Here is a 17,945-nt window from a genome sequence, read left to right as displayed (position 1 = left end):
TTTGTCAGGGGGATGTCTTGGCTGTGTTGGCCTCTACGCGGGTGAACCCGCTCCCACAGGGGCCCCTCCACAATTTTGAGAATTTGTGGGGGGCACTGCGGGGAAGTCGTGGATCAGGCGCGCGAGTCGCGCACCATGTCCACGTGCGGGATGCCGGCTTCGAGGAACTCTTCGCTGACTACGCGAAAGCCCAGCCGCTCGTAGAACGGCGTGGCGTGCACCTGGGCGCTGAGCATCTGCTGCTTCAGGTCGCGGTTCTGCGCTTCGACAATCACCGCGTTCATCAGCGCGTCACCCACCTTCAGCCCGCGCCAGTCCTTCAGCACCGAGACCCGGCCGATGGTGCCATCAGGCAGCAGGCGCGCGGTGCCGATCGGGTAGTCGCCTTCCAGGGCCAGGAAATGCGCGGCGGTCGGGTCGTCCGAATCCCACTCCAGCTCCGGCGGCACGTGCTGTTCGGCAATGAATACCGCTTCGCGGATGCGGCGGATGTCGGCGTTGTCCTTGTGCCAGTCGGCGAGGCGCACACGAATCTTATTCATTGGCGAATCCCAGGCTTCCTTGTTTGACCAGCTGCTGTACCAGCATAAGGCCATCTTCATCCTGCAGCCATTCGCCCAGGTTGTCGATGTGCAGGGCGTCGGCCGCGCAAACCAGCTTCAGCAGGTCGCGCAGTTTGCCCGGCAGCGGGCAGCTGCGGCCGCTGGCGAACAGCAGCAGGTCTTCTTCGAATTCCGACCAGGCCAGGCGCGCGCTCGGGTTGCGGATCAGGATGGCGCCCTGTTCCAGGGCATCGATCAGCTCTTCCTCGGACAGCTCTTCACCGACGATCTGCTCGGGGTAGCGCGGCTCGGTCATGAACTGGCCGAACCAGGTCAGCAGCAGGTCCTTGTCGCCCATGTGCTTGTCGAGCAGCGCCTTGAGGCGGTCGAGGGCGTCGTGCTGGATCTGGTGCGGGTCGCTGACCGGTTGGGCGTCGGCGTCGCTGTAGCGTTCTTCGTCGGGCAGGAACTGGCCGAGGAAATCGGTGAAGTGGGTCAGCACTTCGGCGGCGCTTGGCGCGCGGAAGCCTACCGAGTAGGTCAGGCAGTCATCCACGGCCACGCCATAGTGGGCCAGGCGTGGCGGCAGGTAGAGCATGTCGCCCGGCTCCAGGGTCCACTCATCGCTCTGTTCGAAGTCGGCGAGGATGCGCAGGTCGGCGTGCTCCAGCAGCGAGCTTTCGCTGCTGCACATCTGGCCGATTTTCCAGTTGCGCTGGCCGTGGCCCTGCAGCAGGAACACATCGTAGTTGTCGAAGTGCGGGCCGACGCTGCCACCGGGAGCGGCGAAGCTGATCATCACGTCATCGATGCGCCAGCTGGGCAGGAAGCGGAAGTTTTCCAGCAGTTCGGCCACTTCCGGGACGAACTGGTCCACGGCCTGCACCAGCAGGGTCCAGTCCTTTTCCGGCAGCTCTGCGAAGGTGTCCTCGGTGAACGGGCCGCGACGCAGCTCCCACGGGTGCGCGCCGTGCTCGAGCACGATACGCGACTCTACTTCCTCTTCCAGGGCCAGGCCGGCCAACTCGTCGGGGTCGATCGGGCTGATGAAATCCGGGAATGCCTGGCGCACCAGCAGCGGCTTCTTCTGCCAGTAGTCGCGCATGAATTCGCGGGCCGAGATGCCGCCCAGCAGCTGCAGTGGAGTATCAGGATTCATGTTCAACCTATTGAAAAAATGTAATTTTCGTTCGGGAATAAAAACGCCCGGCCAGGCCGGGCGTTGAACGCGACGGTCAGCTTAGATGCGTTTGGCCTGTGCTGCCGCGTTGCCGATGTAGGTAGCAGGGGTCAGCTGCTTGAGCTCGGCCTTGGCTTCGGCTGGCATGTCCAGGCCGTCGATGAAGGTCAGCAGCGCTTCCGGGGTGATGCCCTTGCCACGGGTGAGCTCTTTGAGCTTCTCGTAGGGGTTTTCGATGTTGAAGCGGCGCATCACGGTCTGGATCGGCTCGGCCAGCACTTCCCAGCAGGCGTCCAGGTCGGCGGCGATGCGGGCTTCGTTGACTTCCAGCTTGCCGATGCCTTTCAGGCTGGCTTCGTAGGCGATGACGCTGTGGGCAAAGCCCACGCCCAGGTTGCGCAGTACGGTGGAGTCGGTCAGGTCACGCTGCCAGCGCGAGATCGGCAGCTTGCTGGCCAGGTGCTGGAACAGCGCGTTGGCGATACCCAGGTTGCCTTCGGAGTTTTCGAAGTCGATCGGGTTGACCTTGTGCGGCATGGTCGACGAGCCGATTTCACCGGCAACGGTCTTCTGCTTGAAGTAGCCCAGCGAGATGTAGCCCCACACATCGCGGTCGAAGTCGATCAGGATGGTGTTGAAGCGGGCGATGGCGTCGAACAGCTCGGCGATGTAGTCGTGCGGCTCGATCTGGGTGGTGTACGGGTTGAACTGCAGGCCCAGCTCGTCTTCGATGAAGGCGCGGGCGTTCTGCTCCCAGTCGATCTGCGAGTAGGCCGACAGGTGAGCGTTGTAGTTGCCCACGGCGCCGTTGATCTTGCCCAGCAGCGGCACGGCGGCAACCTGGGCGATCTGGCGCTCCAGGCGGTATACGACGTTGGCCAGTTCCTTGCCCAGGGTTGTCGGCGAAGCCGGCTGGCCGTGGGTGCGCGACAGCATCGGCACGTCGGCGTGGGCGTGGGCCAGGGCGCGGATGGCGTCGGCGATCTGGCGCATCAGCGGCAGCAGCACTTCGTCACGGCCGGCGCGCAGCATCAGGGCGTGGGACAGATTGTTGATGTCCTCGCTGGTGCAGGCGAAATGGATGAACTCGCTGACCTTGGCCAGCTCAGGCAGCTTGGCGGCCTGCTCCTTGAGGAGGTATTCGATCGCCTTGACGTCGTGGTTGGTGGTGCGCTCGATTTCCTTGACGCGTTCGGCGTGCTCGAGCTTGAAGTCGGTGGCCAGGCTGTCCAGCAGGGCGTTGGCTTCGGCGGAGAACGCCGGCACTTCGCCGATCTGCGGGTGGGCGGCCAGGCGCTGCAGCCAGCGCACTTCGACCAGGGCGCGGAAACGGATCAGGCCGAATTCGCTGAAAATGGGGCGCAAGGCCTGGGTTTTGCCGGCATAACGGCCGTCTACAGGGGAAACCGCAGTGAGCGAAGAAAGCTGCATGGGGTGTTCTCGGACAGTCAGGCTTTTGGAAGGGCGCATATCATACATGAATTTTGCGCCCGAGTCGGGTGGCTGACCAAAGGTCGGGCCATAAATAAGCTGTGCATTGTGCATTGCCTGTTCTGGCCCTATCGCCGGCAAGCCGGCTCCCACAGGTACTGCACCGGCCTTGAGCACAGTGCAAGTCCTGTGGGAGCTGGCTTGCCGGCGATAGGGCCGGAACTGTCAAACCCCTGTCAGGAGGGGTTGCGCATCATGTCGTACAGTTCGTTCAACAGCTTGCGCCGGCTGAACACCAGCTGCCAGCGGTGCCCGCCCAGCTGGCGCCACAGGCGGGCGGCGCGGATGCCGGCCAGCAGCAGGGCGCGGATCTTCGAGGCGTTGCTGGCCTGCTGCAGGAAGCGCATGTCACCATGCACCTGGATGCGCTGGCGCAAGGTGCTCAGGGTGTCCTGGTACAAGGCTCCACTGGAAGCGATGACATTTTCATGAACCAGGCCGAAATGCTCGGCCTGGGCCTGGATTTGCGGCAGGCGGTTGCCGATGGTGTCGAGCAGGTCGCCGCGCTTGTTCAGCTGGCGCTCCAGGCCCAGCATCGACAGGGCGTAACGCAGCGGCTCGCGCTGCAGGCTGCTGGGGTCGCGCTCCAGCGCGCCGACCAGCGCGCGGTAGCCGTCGCGCAAATTCAGGTCGTCACCGCCGAACACCTCCAGGGTGTCCTTGGGGTCGCGCACCAGCAGGCTGCCCAGCATGCAGCCGACGTTGGCCTCGCTGGCCTGGCCGGTGCGGGCGATGCGGTCGACCAGTACGGCGGCCTGGAACACACCGCCCAACGCAATCAGCTGCTCCTGCAGGTTGCTCATGCGCGCGGGCTCCAAGGCTCGGCGGCTTCGATCACGCCGCCGCCCAGGCACACTTCGCCGTCATAGAACACCACCGACTGGCCCGGGGTAACGGCACGTTGCGGTTCGTCGAACACTGCGCGGTAACCGCTATCGGTCAGTTCCAGGGTGCACTGCTGGTCGCTCTGGCGGTAGCGCACCTTGGCGGTGAGCTGGCGCGGGCTGCTGAGGTCGACCGGGTTGACCCAGAAGATTTCCGAAGCGAGCAGGGCACGGGAGAACAACCACGGATGTTCATTGCCCTGGCCGACCACCAGCACGTTGCGGGTCAGGTCCTTGTGCAGCACGTACCACGGCTCGTCGCCGGCGTCCTTCAGGCCGCCAATCCCCAGGCCCTGGCGCTGGCCGATGGTGTGGTACATCAGGCCGTGGTGGCGGCCGATAACTTCACCGTCGGTTGTTTCGATGTTGCCCGGCTGGGCCGGCAGGTATTGCTTGAGGAAGTCGCTGAAGCGGCGCTCGCCGATGAAGCAGATGCCGGTGGAGTCCTTCTTCTTTGCGGTGGCCAGCCCGTGCTTTTCGGCAATGGCGCGTACTTCGGGCTTTTCCAGCTCACCGACCGGGAACAGGGTGCGGGCGATTTCCTTGCCACCGACGGCGTGCAGGAAGTAGCTCTGGTCCTTGTTCGGGTCCAGGCCCTTGAGCAGTTCGGTGAGCTCGCCGGTATCGCGGCGACGCACGTAGTGGCCGGTGGCGATCAGGTCGGCACCCAGCGACAGGGCGTAGTCGAGGAACGCCTTGAACTTGATTTCGCGGTTGCAGAGGATGTCCGGGTTGGGCGTGCGGCCGGCCTTGTACTCTTCGAGGAAGTGCTCGAACACATTGTCCCAGTATTCGGCGGCGAAGTTGGCGGTGTGCAGCTTGATGCCGATGCGGTCGCACACGGCCTGGGCGTCGGCCAGGTCTTCACGGGCGGTGCAGTATTCGGTGCCGTCGTCTTCTTCCCAGTTCTTCATGAACAGCCCTTCCACCTGGTAGCCCTGCTCCATGAGCAGAAGGGCGGAGACGGAAGAGTCCACGCCGCCGGACATGCCGACGATGACGCGGGTCTTGGCGGGGTCTTTGAGTGCTGGGCTGGTCATGGTTACCGGTGTGTATCAAGGGGGAAAAACGCCGATTCTATCAAACCCGCGGCGGCGCGTCAGTCGCGCAGCAGGCCGAGGCTGTGCAAGGGGCCTTTGAGGTAGTCGTCCAGGCAGCGTGGCACCAGCTCGCTGCGCCAGCGGGCGGGGTCGGCCAGCAGTTCGTCGCGGGTCAGCCACACGGCGCGGACGATGTCGCTGTCCAGCGCCAGGTCGGCGTGATGGCGCACGGGACGGGCGGCGAAGCAGATGCGCTGGTAGGTTACGCCGTTGCTTGGGGCGGTGTACAGGTAGATGCCGACCACGCCGGTGAGCTCGACTTCCCAGGCGGTTTCTTCGAGGGTTTCGCGCAGGGCGGCCTGGGGCAGGGTCTCGTTGGGTTCAAGGTGGCCGGCGGGCTGGTTGAAGACGTGCTTGTTGGCTTTGAATTCCTCGACGAAGAGGAACTTGCCTTCGTGTTCGACGATGGTGGCGACGGTGATGTGGGGTTGCCAGGTCATGAACAGCTCCATAAGGGCCGGCACGGGCCCTGTGGGAGCGGGTTTACCCGCGAATGCGTCGGTAGCTTCAGCATCGCATTCGCGGGTAAACCCGCTCCCACAGGGTAGGTGTTGGCCGCTAGATATCATTTGTCCAGAAAGCACAAACCCCGGTGCGTGGCCGGGGTTTGTGCTGTTACTTCAAGCGAACCTTACAGGGCGGCAATGGCGCTGTTCAGGGTCTGGCTTGGGCGCATCACCTTGGCGGTCAGCTCGGCATCCGGGGCATAGTAGCCACCGATGTCGGCCGGCTTGCCCTGGACGGCGTTGAGCTCGGCGACGATGGTCTCCTCGTTCTCGGTCAGGGTCTTGGCCAGTGGTGCGAAGCGTGCCTGCAGGGCAGCGTCGTCGTTCTGCGCGGCCAGGGCCTGGGCCCAGTACAGGGTCAGGTAGAAGTGGCTGCCGCGGTTGTCGATACCACCGACTTTGCGCGAAGGCGACTTGTTGGTGTCGAGGAACTTGCCGGTGGCCTGGTCCAGGGTGTTGGCCAGCACTTTGGCGCGCGGGTTGTCGTAGGTGTTGCCCAGGTGCTCCAGGGAAGCGGCCAGGGCCAGGAATTCACCCAGCGAGTCCCAACGCAGGAAGTTCTCTTCCACCAGTTGCTGCACGTGCTTCGGTGCCGAACCGCCGGCGCCGGTTTCGAACAGGCCACCGCCGTTCATCAGCGGCACGATCGACAGCATCTTGGCACTGGTGCCCAGTTCCATGATCGGGAACAGGTCGGTCAGGTAGTCACGCAGCACGTTGCCGGTCACCGAGATGGTGTCCTTGCCTTCGCGGATGCGGGCCAGGGAGAACTTGATGGCGTCGACCGGTGCCAGGATGCGGATGTCCAGGCCGCTGGTGTCGTGGTCCTTCAGGTACTTCTGCACCTTCTCGATCATGACGCCGTCGTGGGCGCGGGCCGGGTCCAGCCAGAACACCGCCGGGGTGTTGCTCAGGCGGGCACGGTTGACGGCCAGCTTGACCCAGTCCTGGATCGGCGCGTCTTTGGTCTGGCACATGCGGAAGATGTCACCGGCTTCGACGTTCTGCTCGAGAACGACCTGGCCTTTGCTGTCGACCACGCGCACGACACCGTCGGCCTTGATCTGGAAGGTCTTGTCGTGGGAGCCGTATTCCTCGGCCTTCTGTGCCATCAGGCCGACGTTCGGTACGCTGCCCATGGTAGTCGGGTCGAAGGCGCCGTTGGCCTTGCAGTCTTCGATGGTGGCCTGGTAGATGCCGGCGTAGCAGCGGTCCGGGATGATCGCCTTGGCATCCTGCAGTTCGCCGGCGGCGTTCCACATCTTGCCCGAGTCGCGGATCATGGCTGGCATCGAGGCGTCGACAATGACGTCGCTCGGCACGTGCAGGTTGGTGATGCCTTTGTCGGAGTTGACCATGGCCAGGGCCGGACGCTGGGCGTACAGGGCCTGGATGTCGGCTTCGATCTCGGCCTGCTTCTCGGCTGGCAGGTCCTTGATGCGGGCGTACAGGTCGCCGATGCCGTTGTTGGGGTTGAAGCCGACTTCAGCCAAGGCGGCGGCATGCTTGGCCAGCACGTCGTTGTAGAACTCTTCGACGATGACGCCGAACATGATCGGGTCGGAGACCTTCATCATGGTGGCTTTCAAGTGTACCGACAGCAGCACGCCGGAAGCCTTGGCATCGGCGATCTGCTCGGCGATGAAGGCTTTCAGGGCCTTGCGGCTCATGGTGGCGCAGTCGATGACTTCGGCAGCTTTTACCGCGGTCTTATCTTTCAGTACGGTGGTGTTGCCGTCTTTGCCGACCAGCTCGATGCGCAGGCTGTCGTCAGCTTCGATCAGTGCGGCTTTCTCGCTGCCGTAGAAGTCGCCCTGGGTCATGTGAGCAACGTGCGACTTGGAGTCGGCAGCCCAGGCGCCCATCTTGTGCGGGTGCTTGCGGGCATAGTTCTTGACCGACAGCGGCGCGCGGCGGTCGGAGTTGCCTTCGCGCAGTACCGGGTTCACGGCGGAACCCTTGATGCGGTCGTAGCGGGCGCGGGATTCTTTCTCTTCCGCGGTGGCCGGCTCGTCGGCGTAGTCAGGGATGTTGAAGCCCTTGCCCTGCAGTTCCTTGATCGCGGCTTTCAGTTGCGGTACCGAGGCGCTGATGTTCGGCAGCTTGATGATGTTGGCTTCAGGGGTGGTAGCCAGCTGGCCCAGTTCCGCCAGGTGATCGCCTACTTGCTTCTCTGCGCCCAGTTGCTCCGGGAAGGCGGCGAGGATGCGGCCAGCCAGGGAGATGTCGCGGGTTTCGACGGCGATGTCGGCCGAAGCGGTGAAGGCTTCGATGATCGGCAGCAGCGAGTAAGTGGCGAGGGCGGGGGCTTCGTCGGTGAAGGTATAGATGATCTTGGAACGGGTGGGCATGCGGGTTAACTCTCTGTGTGCTGAGCGTGCTCGAGTCTCGTGGTGCGCAGGGTAGGCGCATCGCCCTGGCAGCGCCATGAGCGGAAAGTCGAGAGGCTGCGAGCGGTGATGGTGGATGCATCAGTCGAGCGTCAAGTGCTGAGCTGCGGTAACAGCCCGGGCTTTACGGCCTTTCATGGCCAAGGGCGGTCCGCATTTTTCCAAGGGATCGCCCCAATGACCCTTCGGTCGCGGCGGAGTATACCAAACCATTCGGGCTAATCAGCAAGGCCAAGTGATATCGGCCCACTTATAAGACCAAAGACTAAGCGGCAATGTGGCGAAACGCCGCAGCGCCGGCGGTGCATTCTTCACAGGCCAGTCGGATCGCCGCACCGCCGCTCCTGCAGCTTGCAGGTCGACAGATGTGGTTTAGGCTCAGTGGATCGCATGATGTCCAATCACACCCGACAGCGGAGTAGTGCAAGCATGGGATACCAGAAAATCAAGGTTCCGACCGACGGCGCGAAGATCACCGTCAATGCCGACCATTCGCTTAACGTTCCTGACAACCCGATCATTCCTTATATCGAGGGCGACGGGATTGGCGTCGATGTTTCGCCGGTAATGATCAAGGTGGTCGATGCCGCCGTGCAGAAGGCCTACGGCGGCAAGCGCAGGATCGCCTGGATGGAGGTGTACGCCGGTGAAAAAGCCACCCAGGTGTACGATCAGGATACCTGGCTGCCCCAGGAGACCCTCGATGCCGTGCGTGATTATGTGGTGTCGATCAAGGGGCCGCTGACCACCCCGGTGGGCGGTGGCATCCGGTCGCTCAACGTGGCCTTGCGCCAGCAACTGGACCTGTACGTGTGCCTGCGCCCGGTGCTGTGGTTCCAGGGCGTGCCCAGCCCGGTGAAAAAACCCGGCGATGTGGACATGGTGATCTTCCGCGAGAACTCCGAGGACATTTATGCCGGCATCGAGTGGAAGGCCGGTTCGCCCGAGGCGAACAAGGTAATCAAGTTCCTGAAGGAGGAAATGGGCGTTACCAAGATCCGCTTCGACCAGGACTGCGGCATTGGCGTCAAGCCGGTGTCCCGCGAGGGCACCAAGCGCCTGGTGCGCAAGGCCCTACAGTATGTGGTGGACAACGACCGCGAGTCGCTGACCCTGGTGCACAAGGGCAACATCATGAAGTTCACCGAGGGTGCCTTCAAGGACTGGGGCTATGAAGTGGCGCGCGACGAGTTCGGGGCCGAGCTGCTCGATGGTGGCCCGTGGATGAAGTTCAAGAACCCCAAGAGCGGCCGTGAGGTCATCGTCAAGGACGCCATCGCTGATGCCATGCTGCAGCAGATACTGCTGCGCCCGGCCGAGTATGACGTGATCGCCACCCTCAACCTCAACGGTGACTACCTGTCCGATGCCTTGGCGGCGGAAGTGGGCGGTATCGGCATTGCGCCGGGTGCCAACCTGTCCGACACCGTGGCCATGTTCGAGGCCACCCACGGCACCGCGCCCAAGTATGCCGGGCAGGACAAGGTCAACCCGGGTTCGGTGATCCTGTCGGCGGAGATGATGCTGCGGCACATGGGCTGGACCGAGGCGGCGGACCTGATCATCAAAGGCACCAATGGCGCGATTGCTGCCAAGACCGTGACCTATGACTTTGAACGCCTGATGGACGGCGCCAGACTGGTGAGCAGTTCTGGCTTTGGCGATGAAATGATCAAGCACATGTAAGGCAACGGAAAACCGGCCGCTTCCAGTCAGGAAGCGGCCGGTTTTTTCGTGCCGGCAGGCGGCGCCGCAGTTCAGGCGTCGGCAGTGCTGCTGGTCTGCGGAGCCCTGGCGGTCGCGGCGGCAGTGGCGCTGCTGATATTCACCGCGTGCAGGCCTTTGGGGCCCTGGACGATGTCGAAGCTCACGACCTGGCCGGCCTTGAGCGTCTTGTACCCGTCCATCTGGATGGCTGAATAATGAGCGAACAAGTCGTCAGTCTTGCCCTCTTCATTGATGAATCCGTAGCCCTTGGCATTGTTGAACCACTTGACTTTACCGCTTGCCATCCCTATGTCCCTCTGCAAAGGACTCCATCACTGGAGTATCATCCACGTCATCCGCATACGAACCATGCGAAAAATCTGGTTGACTGCGCGGATCTTTATCGACCACGGTGGGTTCTTATTGGTTGTAACACCGTTTTGCCGATAGTCAAGGTCGCCCGGCGCCTGTGCTGGCCGTGCCTTTCGCAGTCAACCCACAACCTTAACCTGTCGCTCATGATGAAATTCTTTCCATGCATGCACCTAGTGAGATTCGACTAACATTCAATCAGGATCGCCCGCAATCGAATGAGGACGACGGCTCAGGTCTTGCAGTTCAGGAAGCCAAGCCGATCCTGCAGGCGCCACCGATGTACAAGGTGGTTTTGTTCAACGATGACTACACGCCGATGGATTTCGTCGTCGAAGTGCTCGAGACGTTCTTCAATCTGAACCGCGAGCTGGCGACCAAGATCATGCTGACCGTCCATACCGAAGGGCGGGCAGTGTGCGGATTGTTTACCCGTGACATCGCCGAAACAAAGGCTATGCAGGTCAACCAATACGCCAGGGAAAGCCAGCATCCGCTACTCTGTGAAATCGAGAAGGACGGTTAATCGCCGACCACTTGGGTATGAGGTGAAGCTATGTTAAACCGCGAGCTCGAAGTCACCCTCAATCTTGCCTTCAAGGAGGCTCGTTCGAAGCGTCATGAGTTCATGACTGTCGAACATCTGCTGCTGGCACTCCTTGACAATGAGGCTGCCGCGACCGTTCTGCGCGCCTGTGGCGCCAATCTCGACAAACTCAAGCACGACCTGCAAGAGTTCATCGATTCCACCACACCCCTGATCCCGGTCAATGACGAAGATCGCGAAACCCAGCCGACCCTGGGCTTCCAGCGTGTACTGCAGCGTGCCGTGTTCCACGTGCAAAGCTCCGGCAAGCGTGAAGTCACCGGCGCCAACGTGCTGGTTGCGATCTTCAGCGAACAGGAAAGCCAGGCCGTGTTCCTGCTCAAGCAGCAGAGCGTGGCCCGCATCGACGTGGTCAACTACATCGCCCATGGCATCTCCAAGGTGCCGGGCCATGGTTCGCATTCCGAAAGCGACCAGGAAATGCAGGACGAAGAGGGCGGCGATACCGCTTCCTCGAGCAACCCGCTGGATGCCTATGCCAGCAACCTGAACGAACTGGCCCGTGCCGGCCGTATCGACCCGCTGGTAGGCCGCGAGCAGGAAGTGGAGCGCGTGGCGCAGATTCTTGCCCGTCGGCGCAAGAACAACCCGTTGCTGGTGGGCGAGGCAGGCGTGGGCAAGACTGCCATCGCCGAGGGCCTGGCCAAGCGCATCGTCGATGGCCAGGTGCCCGATCTGCTGGCGCAGAGCGTGGTGTATTCCCTCGATCTCGGCGCGCTGCTGGCCGGCACCAAATACCGCGGCGATTTCGAGAAGCGCTTCAAGGCGCTGCTCGGCGAGCTGCGCAAGCGCCCGCAGGCGATCCTGTTCATCGACGAAATCCACACCATCATTGGTGCCGGTGCGGCGTCGGGTGGGGTGATGGATGCGTCCAACCTGCTCAAGCCATTGCTGTCGTCCGGTGAAATCCGTTGCATCGGCTCGACCACCTTCCAGGAGTTTCGCGGCATCTTCGAGAAGGACCGTGCCCTGGCGCGGCGCTTCCAGAAGGTCGATGTCAGCGAGCCATCGGTCGAAGACACCGTGGGCATCCTGCGTGGCCTGAAAGGCCGCTTCGAAAGCCACCACAACATCGAGTACAGCGACGAAGCCTTGCGCGCCGCTGCTGAACTGGCCTCACGCTACATCAATGACCGGCACATGCCGGACAAGGCCATCGACGTGATCGACGAAGCCGGTGCCTACCAGCGCCTGCAGCCGGAGGCCAACCGCGTCAAGCGCATCGATGTGCCACAGGTCGAAGACATCGTCGCCAAGATCGCTCGGATTCCGCCGAAGCACGTGACCAGTTCCGACAAGGAACTGCTGCGCAACCTCGAGCGTGACCTGAAGCTGACCGTATTTGGTCAGGACCAGGCGATCGATTCGCTGGCCACCGCCATCAAGCTGTCTCGCGCGGGGCTCAAGTCGCCGGACAAGCCTGTCGGTTCGTTCCTGTTCGCCGGCCCGACCGGCGTCGGCAAGACCGAAGCTGCACGGCAGCTGGCCAAGGCGCTGGGCGTTGAGCTGGTGCGCTTCGACATGTCCGAGTACATGGAGCGCCACACTGTGTCGCGCCTGATCGGTGCGCCTCCTGGCTATGTTGGCTTCGACCAGGGTGGTTTGCTGACCGAGGCGATCACCAAGCAGCCGCACTGCGTATTGCTGCTCGACGAAATCGAGAAGGCCCACCCGGAAGTCTTCAACCTGCTGCTGCAGGTTATGGACCATGGCACCCTGACCGACAACAACGGGCGCAAGGCCGACTTCCGCAACGTGATCCTGATCATGACCACCAACGCCGGCGCAGAAACAGCCGCGCGGGCCTCGATCGGCTTCACCCATCAGGACCATGCGTCCGATGCAATGGAAGTCATCCGCAAGAGCTTCACGCCGGAGTTCCGCAACCGCCTGGACACCATCATCCAGTTTGGTCGCCTGAGCCACGAGACGATCAAGAGCATCGTCGACAAGTTCCTTATCGAACTGCAGGCGCAGCTGGAAGACAAACGGGTGCTACTGGAAGTCAGCGATGATGCACGTGGCTGGCTGGCGGCCTCGGGCTACGATGTGCAGATGGGCGCGCGGCCGATGGCGCGGCTGATCCAGGACAAGATCAAGCGGCCGCTGGCCGAGGAGATCCTGTTTGGCGAACTGGCCGAGCATGGTGGCGTGGTGCATGTCGACCTGCGTGATGGCGAGCTGGTGTTCGACTTCGAGACGACGGCCGAGGTTGCGTGACAACGGGGCAGGGCTGTACCTGTGGGAGCGGCTTTAGCCGCGAACACCGGCGCAGCCGGTGCCTTCCATCGCGTTGGGCTCTTCGCGGGTGAACCTGCTCCCACAGGGCTGCTACGCAGCCCCTGCAATCTGACAGGTACAAAAAAGCCCGGCACATGGCCGGGCTTTTTCATGGCTTGAGCTTAGCGCGCACGATAAGTGATGCGGCCCTTGCTCAGGTCGTACGGCGTCAGTTCGACGCGGACTTTGTCGCCAGTGAGAATACGGATGTAGTTCTTGCGCATCTTTCCGGAGATGTGCGCGGTTACGACGTGCCCGTTTTCCAACTCCACGCGGAACATGGTGTTGGGCAGGGTGTCGACGACAGTACCTTCCATTTCGAAGCTGTCTTCTTTCGACATGCAGTAGAGCCCTCGGATCCAGTGTTGGCCCGACGCATAACCGCACCGGGCAAAAAAGTGGCGTGGATTATGCCCGAAAACTGTGTGTCAAGCCAATGCCTTTCAGTTGAGGGTGACCCAGCGCTGATTTATCAACAATTCGATAGGCCGATACTGCGTCTTGTAGTTCATTTTCTTGCAGTTCTTGATCCAGTAACCCAGGTAAACCGCCTCCAGGTCCTGGCGCAGGGCTTCGGTGATCTGCCAGAGGATGGCAAAGCGGCCCAGGCTGCGGCGTTCTTCCTCCGGCTCGTAGAAGGTGTACACCGCCGACAGCCCGTTGGGCAGCAGGTCGCACACGGCCACTGCCATCAAACGGCCTTCCAGGCGGAATTCGTAGAACCAGCAGAACGGCAGGTCGCGCACCAGGAAGGTGGAAAACTGGTCGCGGCTGGGCGGGTACATGTCACCATCGGCGTGGCGCGTTTCGATGTAGCGCCGGTACAGCTCGAAGTACTCTTCCTTGAACGCCGGGCGTGCGGCGGTCACGGTCAGGTCGGCGTTGCGCTTGAGAATGCGCCGTTGCTGGCGGTTGGGGATGAAGCGCGCCGCCGGGATGCGTGCCGGCACGCAGGCATTGCAGTTCTGGCAGTGCGGGCGGTACAGGTGATCGCCACTGCGGCGAAAACCCATTTCCGAAAGGTCGGCGTACACGTGCACGTCCATCGGCTGGCTGGGGTCGAGGAACAGCGTGGTTGCCTGTTCGTCGGGCAGGTAGCTGCAGGAGTGGGGCTGAGTGGCATAGAACTTCAACCGCGCCAACTCTGTCATGATCAACCCCCTCGGTGAGACTTTGCTTTAAGTGTAAGCCAGCTATGGGAACTCGCCTAGGGAAGCCATGTGGCGCTGTTGGGCTGGTCGAGGTGGCGTGCCAGGTAGGCGGCGAACTCGGCGCGGCTGATGGCATGTGCCCCCAGACTGTGCAGGTGGTTGGTCGGCATCTGGCAGTCGATGAGGACGAAACCGGCTTGGCGCAGGTGGTTGACCAGGGTCACGAAGCCGACCTTGGATGCATTGTCGGCGCGGCTGAACATCGATTCACCGAAGAACAGCTGGCCGATGGCCAGGCCGTACAGGCCACCAACCAGCTCGCCGTCCTGGCGCACCTCCACCGAATGAGCGATGCCGCGTCGGTGCAGCTCGCAGTAGGCGGCGCGCATGGTGTCGGTGATCCAGGTGCCGTCGGCGTAGTCGCGTGGCGCGGCGCAGGCGGCGATCACCGCCGGGAAGTCGGTGTCGAAGCTGACCTGGTAGCGGCCCTGGCGCATCAACTTGGCCAGCGAGCGCGACACGTGCAGCTGGTCCGGAAGCAGCACGGTGCGCGGGTCGGGTGACCACCAGAGGATCGGCTGGCCGTCCTGGTACCACGGGAAGCAGCCATGGCGATAGGCCTGCACCAGGCGCTCGGGGCTCAGGTCGCCGCCAGCGGCGAGCAGGCCGTTGGGGTCGTGCAGGGCCTTTTCCAGGGGCGGGAAGGTCAACGAGTCGCGGGTCAGCCAGGTGAGCATGGTCTATCGTGCGGTGGGGGAGGGGAGAGGGCAGCATGGCGCGGGTGAAAAGCAGGGTCAATCTCTTTGGCTTCTTCGCGGGCTTGCCCGCTTCCACAGGCCATTTACAGGCTCTGAACCCTGCGGGGTACCTGTGGGAGCGGGCGAGCCCGCAAAGAGGCCGGCACTGGCGATGAAAATAGGCAATTTCCTACACATTCATGAAACCGCAGGCACCATCCGCTACATTTGCTGTCACACCTGTGCAAAAACACAGCATAAGCCTTTGTCACAGAAGACAATGCGTGCTCAAATTGCAGGTATACGAAAGTCGCCCCCACTCAAGCTCCTTACGGCGTGCTGCCATGGCGGCTGGCGGGCAGTAATGTTAAAAGTAGTGGTTCATTGGCCGCACCGTCGGCCGATCACTATTGGACGCGCAGCACGCGCAGGAATAGACGCGTTTTGAAGAAATCCACCGCAACTCCAGCTCCCTTGCCCGTCCCTCTGTGGCGGCAGCAGCTGCATTATCGCCTCAAGGAAGGTGCGTTGATCGCTGTCGGCGCCCTGTGCCTGTACCTGTGGATGGCGCTGCTGACCTACGATACGTCGGACCCGGGCTTCAGCCACACCAGCAACGTCGACCAGGTGCAGAACGCCGCCGGGCGTGCCGGTGCCTACTTCGCCGACATCCTGTTCATGGTACTGGGGTACTTTGCCTACATCTTCCCGCTGCTGCTGGCGATAAAGACCTGGCAGATCTTTCGCGAACGCCACCAGCCCTGGGACTGGAGCGGCTGGCTGTTTTCCTGGCGGCTGATCGGCCTTGTATTCCTGGTGCTGTCGGGTGCGGCGCTGGCGCATATTCATTTCCACCCGCCTGCGAGCATGCCGTTCTCCGCCGGTGGCGCACTGGGCGAGAGCCTGGGCGACCTGGCGCGCAACCTGCTGAACGTGCAAGGCAGCACGCTGATGTTCATTGCCCTGTTCCTGTTCGGCTTGACCGTTTTCACCGACCTGTCGTGGTTCAAGGTGATGGACCTGACCGGCAAGATCACTCTCGACCTGTTCGAGCTGGTGCAGGGCGCCGCCAACCGTTGGTGGGAAGCGCGCAACGAGCGCAAACGCCTGGAGGCGCAGTTGCGCGAGGACGAGCCGGTGGCGGTCAAGCCCGCGCCGATGGCCGCTGACAGGCACGAGCCGGCCAAGCCGGGGCTGCGCGAGCGTATCTTCAAACGTGAAGAAGCATCTGCACAGCCAGCCGAGCCACGTGAGCCAACCCTGTCACGCGAGCCCGTGGTGCCGCGCGAGTCGCCGGCACCGCGTGAGCCGATAATCTCCCGCGAACAACCTGCCGCGGCCCCGATGATCGTGCCGCCGACACCCGCCAGGGCGCCGGAGCCGAGCAAGCGGGTGATGAAGGAGAAGCAGGCGCCGCTGTTCGTCGACAGCGCGGTGGAAGGCACCTTGCCGTCGATTTCCATCCTCGACCCGGCCGAACAGAAGAAGATCGAGTACTCGCCGGAATCCCTGGCCGGTGTCGGTCAGCTGCTGGAAATCAAGCTCAAGGAATTCGGCGTGGAAGTGGCGGTGGACTCGATCCACCCGGGCCCGGTAATTACCCGTTACGAAATCCAGCCGGCCGCGGGCGTGAAGGTCAGCCGTATCGCCAACCTGGCCAAGGACCTGGCGCGTTCGCTGGCGGTGACCAGTGTGCGTGTGGTCGAGGTCATCCCCGGCAAGACCACCGTGGGTATCGAGATCCCCAACGAAAACCGGCAGATGGTGCGCTTCTCCGAAGTGCTGGCCACGCCGCAGTACGACGAGCAGAAATCGCCGGTCACCCTGGCCCTGGGCCACGACATCGGCGGCAAGCCGGTGATCACCGACCTTGCCAAGATGCCGCACCTGCTGGTGGCCGGTACCACCGGTTCCGGTAAGTCGGTGGGTGTGAACGCGATGATCCTGTCGATCCTGTTCAAGTCCAGCCCGGAAGATGCGCGGCTGATCATGATCGACCCTAAAATGCTCGAACTGTCGATCTACGAAGGCATCCCGCACCTGCTGTGCCCGGTGGTCACCGACATGAAGGACGCTGCCAACGCCTTGCGCTGGAGCGTGGCCGAGATGGAGCGTCGCTACAAACTGATGGCGGCCATGGGCGTGCGTAACCTGGCCGGCTTCAACCGCAAGATCAAGGACGCCCAGGAAGCTGGCGAGATTATCCATGACCCGCTGTACCGCCGCGAGAGCATGGACGACGAGCCGCCTGCGTTGAAAACCCTGCCGACCATCGTGGTGGTGGTCGACGAATTCGCCGACATGATGATGATCGTCGGCAAGAAGGTCGAAGAATTGATCGCCCGTATCGCCCAGAAGGCACGTGCAGCCGGTATCCACCTGATCCTCGCTACCCAGCGCCCGTCGGTAGACGTGATTACCGGCCTGATCAAGGCCAACATCCCGACCCGCATGGCGTTCCAGGTGTCGAGCAAGATCGACTCGCGGACCATCATCGACCAGGGTGGTGCCGAGCAGTTGCTGGGCCACGGTGACATGCTGTACATGCCACCAGGCACCAGCTTGCCGATCCGTGTCCACGGCGCGTTCGTCTCCGACGACGAGGTGCACCGCGTGGTGGAGGCGTGGAAGCTGCGCGGCGCTCCGGACTACAACGACGACATCCTCAACGGCGTCGAGGAGGCCGGCAGCGGCTTCGAAGGCGGTGGTGGTGGTGGCGATGGCGAAGATTCGGAAAGCGACGCCCTGTATGATGAGGCTGTGCAGTTCGTGCTGGAAAGCCGTCGCGCATCCATCTCGGCCGTGCAGCGCAAACTGAAGATCGGCTACAACCGCGCCGCCCGCATGATCGAAGCCATGGAAATGGCCGGCGTGGTCACCCCCATGAACAGCAACGGCTCGCGGGAAGTGATTGCCCCGGGCGGCCCGCGCGACTGACGTACACCTTGCCGGGTGCCAACGGTGGCGCCCGGTCTTTTCAATGCTCGATGAGGACTCC

Annotated in this window: 15 protein-coding genes; 4 read left to right on the top strand and 11 right to left on the bottom strand. The window is 62.7% G+C overall.

Features of this window, described 5'->3' with window-relative positions:
* Positions 1–113: 113 nt before the first annotated feature.
* The 7 genes from V3314_RS20850 to V3314_RS20820 form a co-directional block, all read right to left on the bottom strand.
* A complete protein-coding gene (locus V3314_RS20850; RefSeq protein WP_003258855.1) occupies positions 114–542 on the bottom strand; it encodes a GNAT family N-acetyltransferase in 429 nt (142 codons plus the stop codon).
* Complete coding sequence (locus V3314_RS20845) at positions 535–1,701, bottom strand: cupin domain-containing protein (protein WP_046614846.1); 1,167 nt, start codon at positions 1,699–1,701, stop codon at positions 535–537. Before V3314_RS20845 ends, V3314_RS20850 begins: the two co-directional genes overlap by 8 nt.
* 81 nt (positions 1,702–1,782) lie before the next feature.
* Positions 1,783–3,153: an adenylosuccinate lyase gene (gene purB, locus V3314_RS20840; RefSeq protein ID WP_013973297.1), complete on the bottom strand. Its 1,371-nt coding sequence runs from the start codon at positions 3,151–3,153 to the stop codon at positions 1,783–1,785.
* A gap of 236 nt (positions 3,154–3,389) precedes the next feature.
* The gene (gene hflD, locus V3314_RS20835; protein ID WP_046614847.1) at positions 3,390–4,016 is read right to left on the bottom strand and encodes a high frequency lysogenization protein HflD; all 627 of its coding nucleotides are present in this window, start codon (positions 4,014–4,016) and stop codon (positions 3,390–3,392) included.
* Positions 4,013–5,137, bottom strand: coding sequence for a tRNA 2-thiouridine(34) synthase MnmA (mnmA, locus tag V3314_RS20830; protein WP_046614848.1), 1,125 nt, complete (start codon positions 5,135–5,137; stop codon positions 4,013–4,015). Before mnmA ends, hflD begins: the two co-directional genes overlap by 4 nt.
* Before the next feature lie 59 nt (positions 5,138–5,196).
* A complete protein-coding gene (locus V3314_RS20825) occupies positions 5,197–5,637 on the bottom strand; it encodes an NUDIX hydrolase (RefSeq protein ID WP_338459584.1) in 441 nt (146 codons plus the stop codon).
* A 191-nt stretch (positions 5,638–5,828) separates the two neighbouring features.
* Positions 5,829–8,054, bottom strand: coding sequence for an NADP-dependent isocitrate dehydrogenase (locus V3314_RS20820; RefSeq protein WP_338459583.1), 2,226 nt, complete (start codon positions 8,052–8,054; stop codon positions 5,829–5,831).
* Between the two features lie 468 nt (positions 8,055–8,522).
* On the opposite strand from V3314_RS20820, the gene icd reads away from it, so the two are divergent.
* On the top strand, positions 8,523–9,779 hold the full coding sequence (icd, locus tag V3314_RS20815) for an NADP-dependent isocitrate dehydrogenase (protein WP_046614851.1): 1,257 nt from the start codon (positions 8,523–8,525) through the stop codon (positions 9,777–9,779).
* A 71-nt stretch (positions 9,780–9,850) separates the two neighbouring features.
* Here the strand turns inward: icd and cspD are convergent, their stop codons facing one another.
* Entirely contained in the window at positions 9,851–10,105 is a 255-nt protein-coding gene (gene cspD / locus V3314_RS20810) for a cold shock domain-containing protein CspD (RefSeq protein ID WP_046614852.1), read from the bottom strand.
* A gap of 230 nt (positions 10,106–10,335) precedes the next feature.
* On the opposite strand from cspD, the gene clpS reads away from it, so the two are divergent.
* Together clpS and clpA are read left to right on the top strand one after the other, a co-directional pair.
* Positions 10,336–10,698 carry an ATP-dependent Clp protease adapter ClpS gene (clpS, locus tag V3314_RS20805; RefSeq protein WP_013973290.1) on the top strand — a complete coding sequence of 121 codons (363 nt, stop codon included), beginning with the start codon at positions 10,336–10,338 and terminating at the stop codon, positions 10,696–10,698.
* Between the two features lie 30 nt (positions 10,699–10,728).
* A complete protein-coding gene (clpA, locus tag V3314_RS20800; protein WP_013973289.1) occupies positions 10,729–12,999 on the top strand; it encodes an ATP-dependent Clp protease ATP-binding subunit ClpA in 2,271 nt (756 codons plus the stop codon).
* 182 nt (positions 13,000–13,181) lie between these two features.
* On the opposite strand, the gene infA is transcribed toward clpA, so the two are convergent.
* The 3 genes from infA to aat all read right to left on the bottom strand — a co-directional run bounded on the left by infA (position 13,182) and on the right by aat (position 14,947).
* Positions 13,182–13,400, bottom strand: a complete 219-nt coding sequence (gene infA, locus V3314_RS20795; RefSeq protein WP_002553999.1) for a translation initiation factor IF-1 — start codon at positions 13,398–13,400, stop codon at positions 13,182–13,184.
* 102 nt (positions 13,401–13,502) lie between these two features.
* The gene (locus V3314_RS20790) at positions 13,503–14,210 is read right to left on the bottom strand and encodes an arginyltransferase (protein ID WP_085599367.1); all 708 of its coding nucleotides are present in this window, start codon (positions 14,208–14,210) and stop codon (positions 13,503–13,505) included.
* Between the two features lie 56 nt (positions 14,211–14,266).
* Positions 14,267–14,947: a leucyl/phenylalanyl-tRNA--protein transferase gene (aat, locus tag V3314_RS20785; RefSeq protein ID WP_046614853.1), complete on the bottom strand. Its 681-nt coding sequence runs from the start codon at positions 14,945–14,947 to the stop codon at positions 14,267–14,269.
* A 444-nt stretch (positions 14,948–15,391) separates the two neighbouring features.
* Between aat and V3314_RS20780 the strand changes: the two genes are divergently transcribed.
* Positions 15,392–17,884, top strand: a complete 2,493-nt coding sequence (locus V3314_RS20780; RefSeq protein WP_178081761.1) for a DNA translocase FtsK — start codon at positions 15,392–15,394, stop codon at positions 17,882–17,884.
* Positions 17,885–17,945 lie beyond the last annotated feature (61 nt).

The organism is Pseudomonas sp. TE3-3-F2023 (assembly GCF_036784815.1).
In the GTDB taxonomy this organism is placed as follows: domain Bacteria; phylum Pseudomonadota; class Gammaproteobacteria; order Pseudomonadales; family Pseudomonadaceae; genus Aquipseudomonas; species Aquipseudomonas pudica.
Note: the sequence above shows the minus strand (reverse complement) of the source record. Positions and strands in the feature narration are given on the sequence as shown.

Excerpts from the sequence above, each read along its gene's own strand:
- mnmA (WP_046614848.1), bottom strand. The coding sequence starts at position 5,137 with ATGACCAGCCCAGCACTCAAAGACCCCGCCAAGACCCGCGTCATCGTC.
- V3314_RS20820 (WP_338459583.1), bottom strand. The coding sequence starts at position 8,054 with ATGCCCACCCGTTCCAAGATCATCTATACCTTCACCGACGAAGCCCCC.
- infA (WP_002553999.1), bottom strand. The coding sequence starts at position 13,400 with ATGTCGAAAGAAGACAGCTTCGAAATGGAAGGTACTGTCGTCGACACC.
- V3314_RS20850 (WP_003258855.1), bottom strand. The coding sequence starts at position 542 with ATGAATAAGATTCGTGTGCGCCTCGCCGACTGGCACAAGGACAACGCC.
- aat (WP_046614853.1), bottom strand. The coding sequence starts at position 14,947 with ATGCTCACCTGGCTGACCCGCGACTCGTTGACCTTCCCGCCCCTGGAA.
- cspD (WP_046614852.1), bottom strand. The coding sequence starts at position 10,105 with ATGGCAAGCGGTAAAGTCAAGTGGTTCAACAATGCCAAGGGCTACGGA.
- V3314_RS20825 (WP_338459584.1), bottom strand. The coding sequence starts at position 5,637 with ATGACCTGGCAACCCCACATCACCGTCGCCACCATCGTCGAACACGAA.
- V3314_RS20845 (WP_046614846.1), bottom strand. The coding sequence starts at position 1,701 with ATGAATCCTGATACTCCACTGCAGCTGCTGGGCGGCATCTCGGCCCGC.
- purB (WP_013973297.1), bottom strand. The coding sequence starts at position 3,153 with ATGCAGCTTTCTTCGCTCACTGCGGTTTCCCCTGTAGACGGCCGTTAT.
- hflD (WP_046614847.1), bottom strand. The coding sequence starts at position 4,016 with ATGAGCAACCTGCAGGAGCAGCTGATTGCGTTGGGCGGTGTGTTCCAG.
- clpA (WP_013973289.1), top strand. The coding sequence starts at position 10,729 with ATGTTAAACCGCGAGCTCGAAGTCACCCTCAATCTTGCCTTCAAGGAG.
- V3314_RS20790 (WP_085599367.1), bottom strand. The coding sequence starts at position 14,210 with ATGACAGAGTTGGCGCGGTTGAAGTTCTATGCCACTCAGCCCCACTCC.
- icd (WP_046614851.1), top strand. The coding sequence starts at position 8,523 with ATGGGATACCAGAAAATCAAGGTTCCGACCGACGGCGCGAAGATCACC.
- clpS (WP_013973290.1), top strand. The coding sequence starts at position 10,336 with ATGCATGCACCTAGTGAGATTCGACTAACATTCAATCAGGATCGCCCG.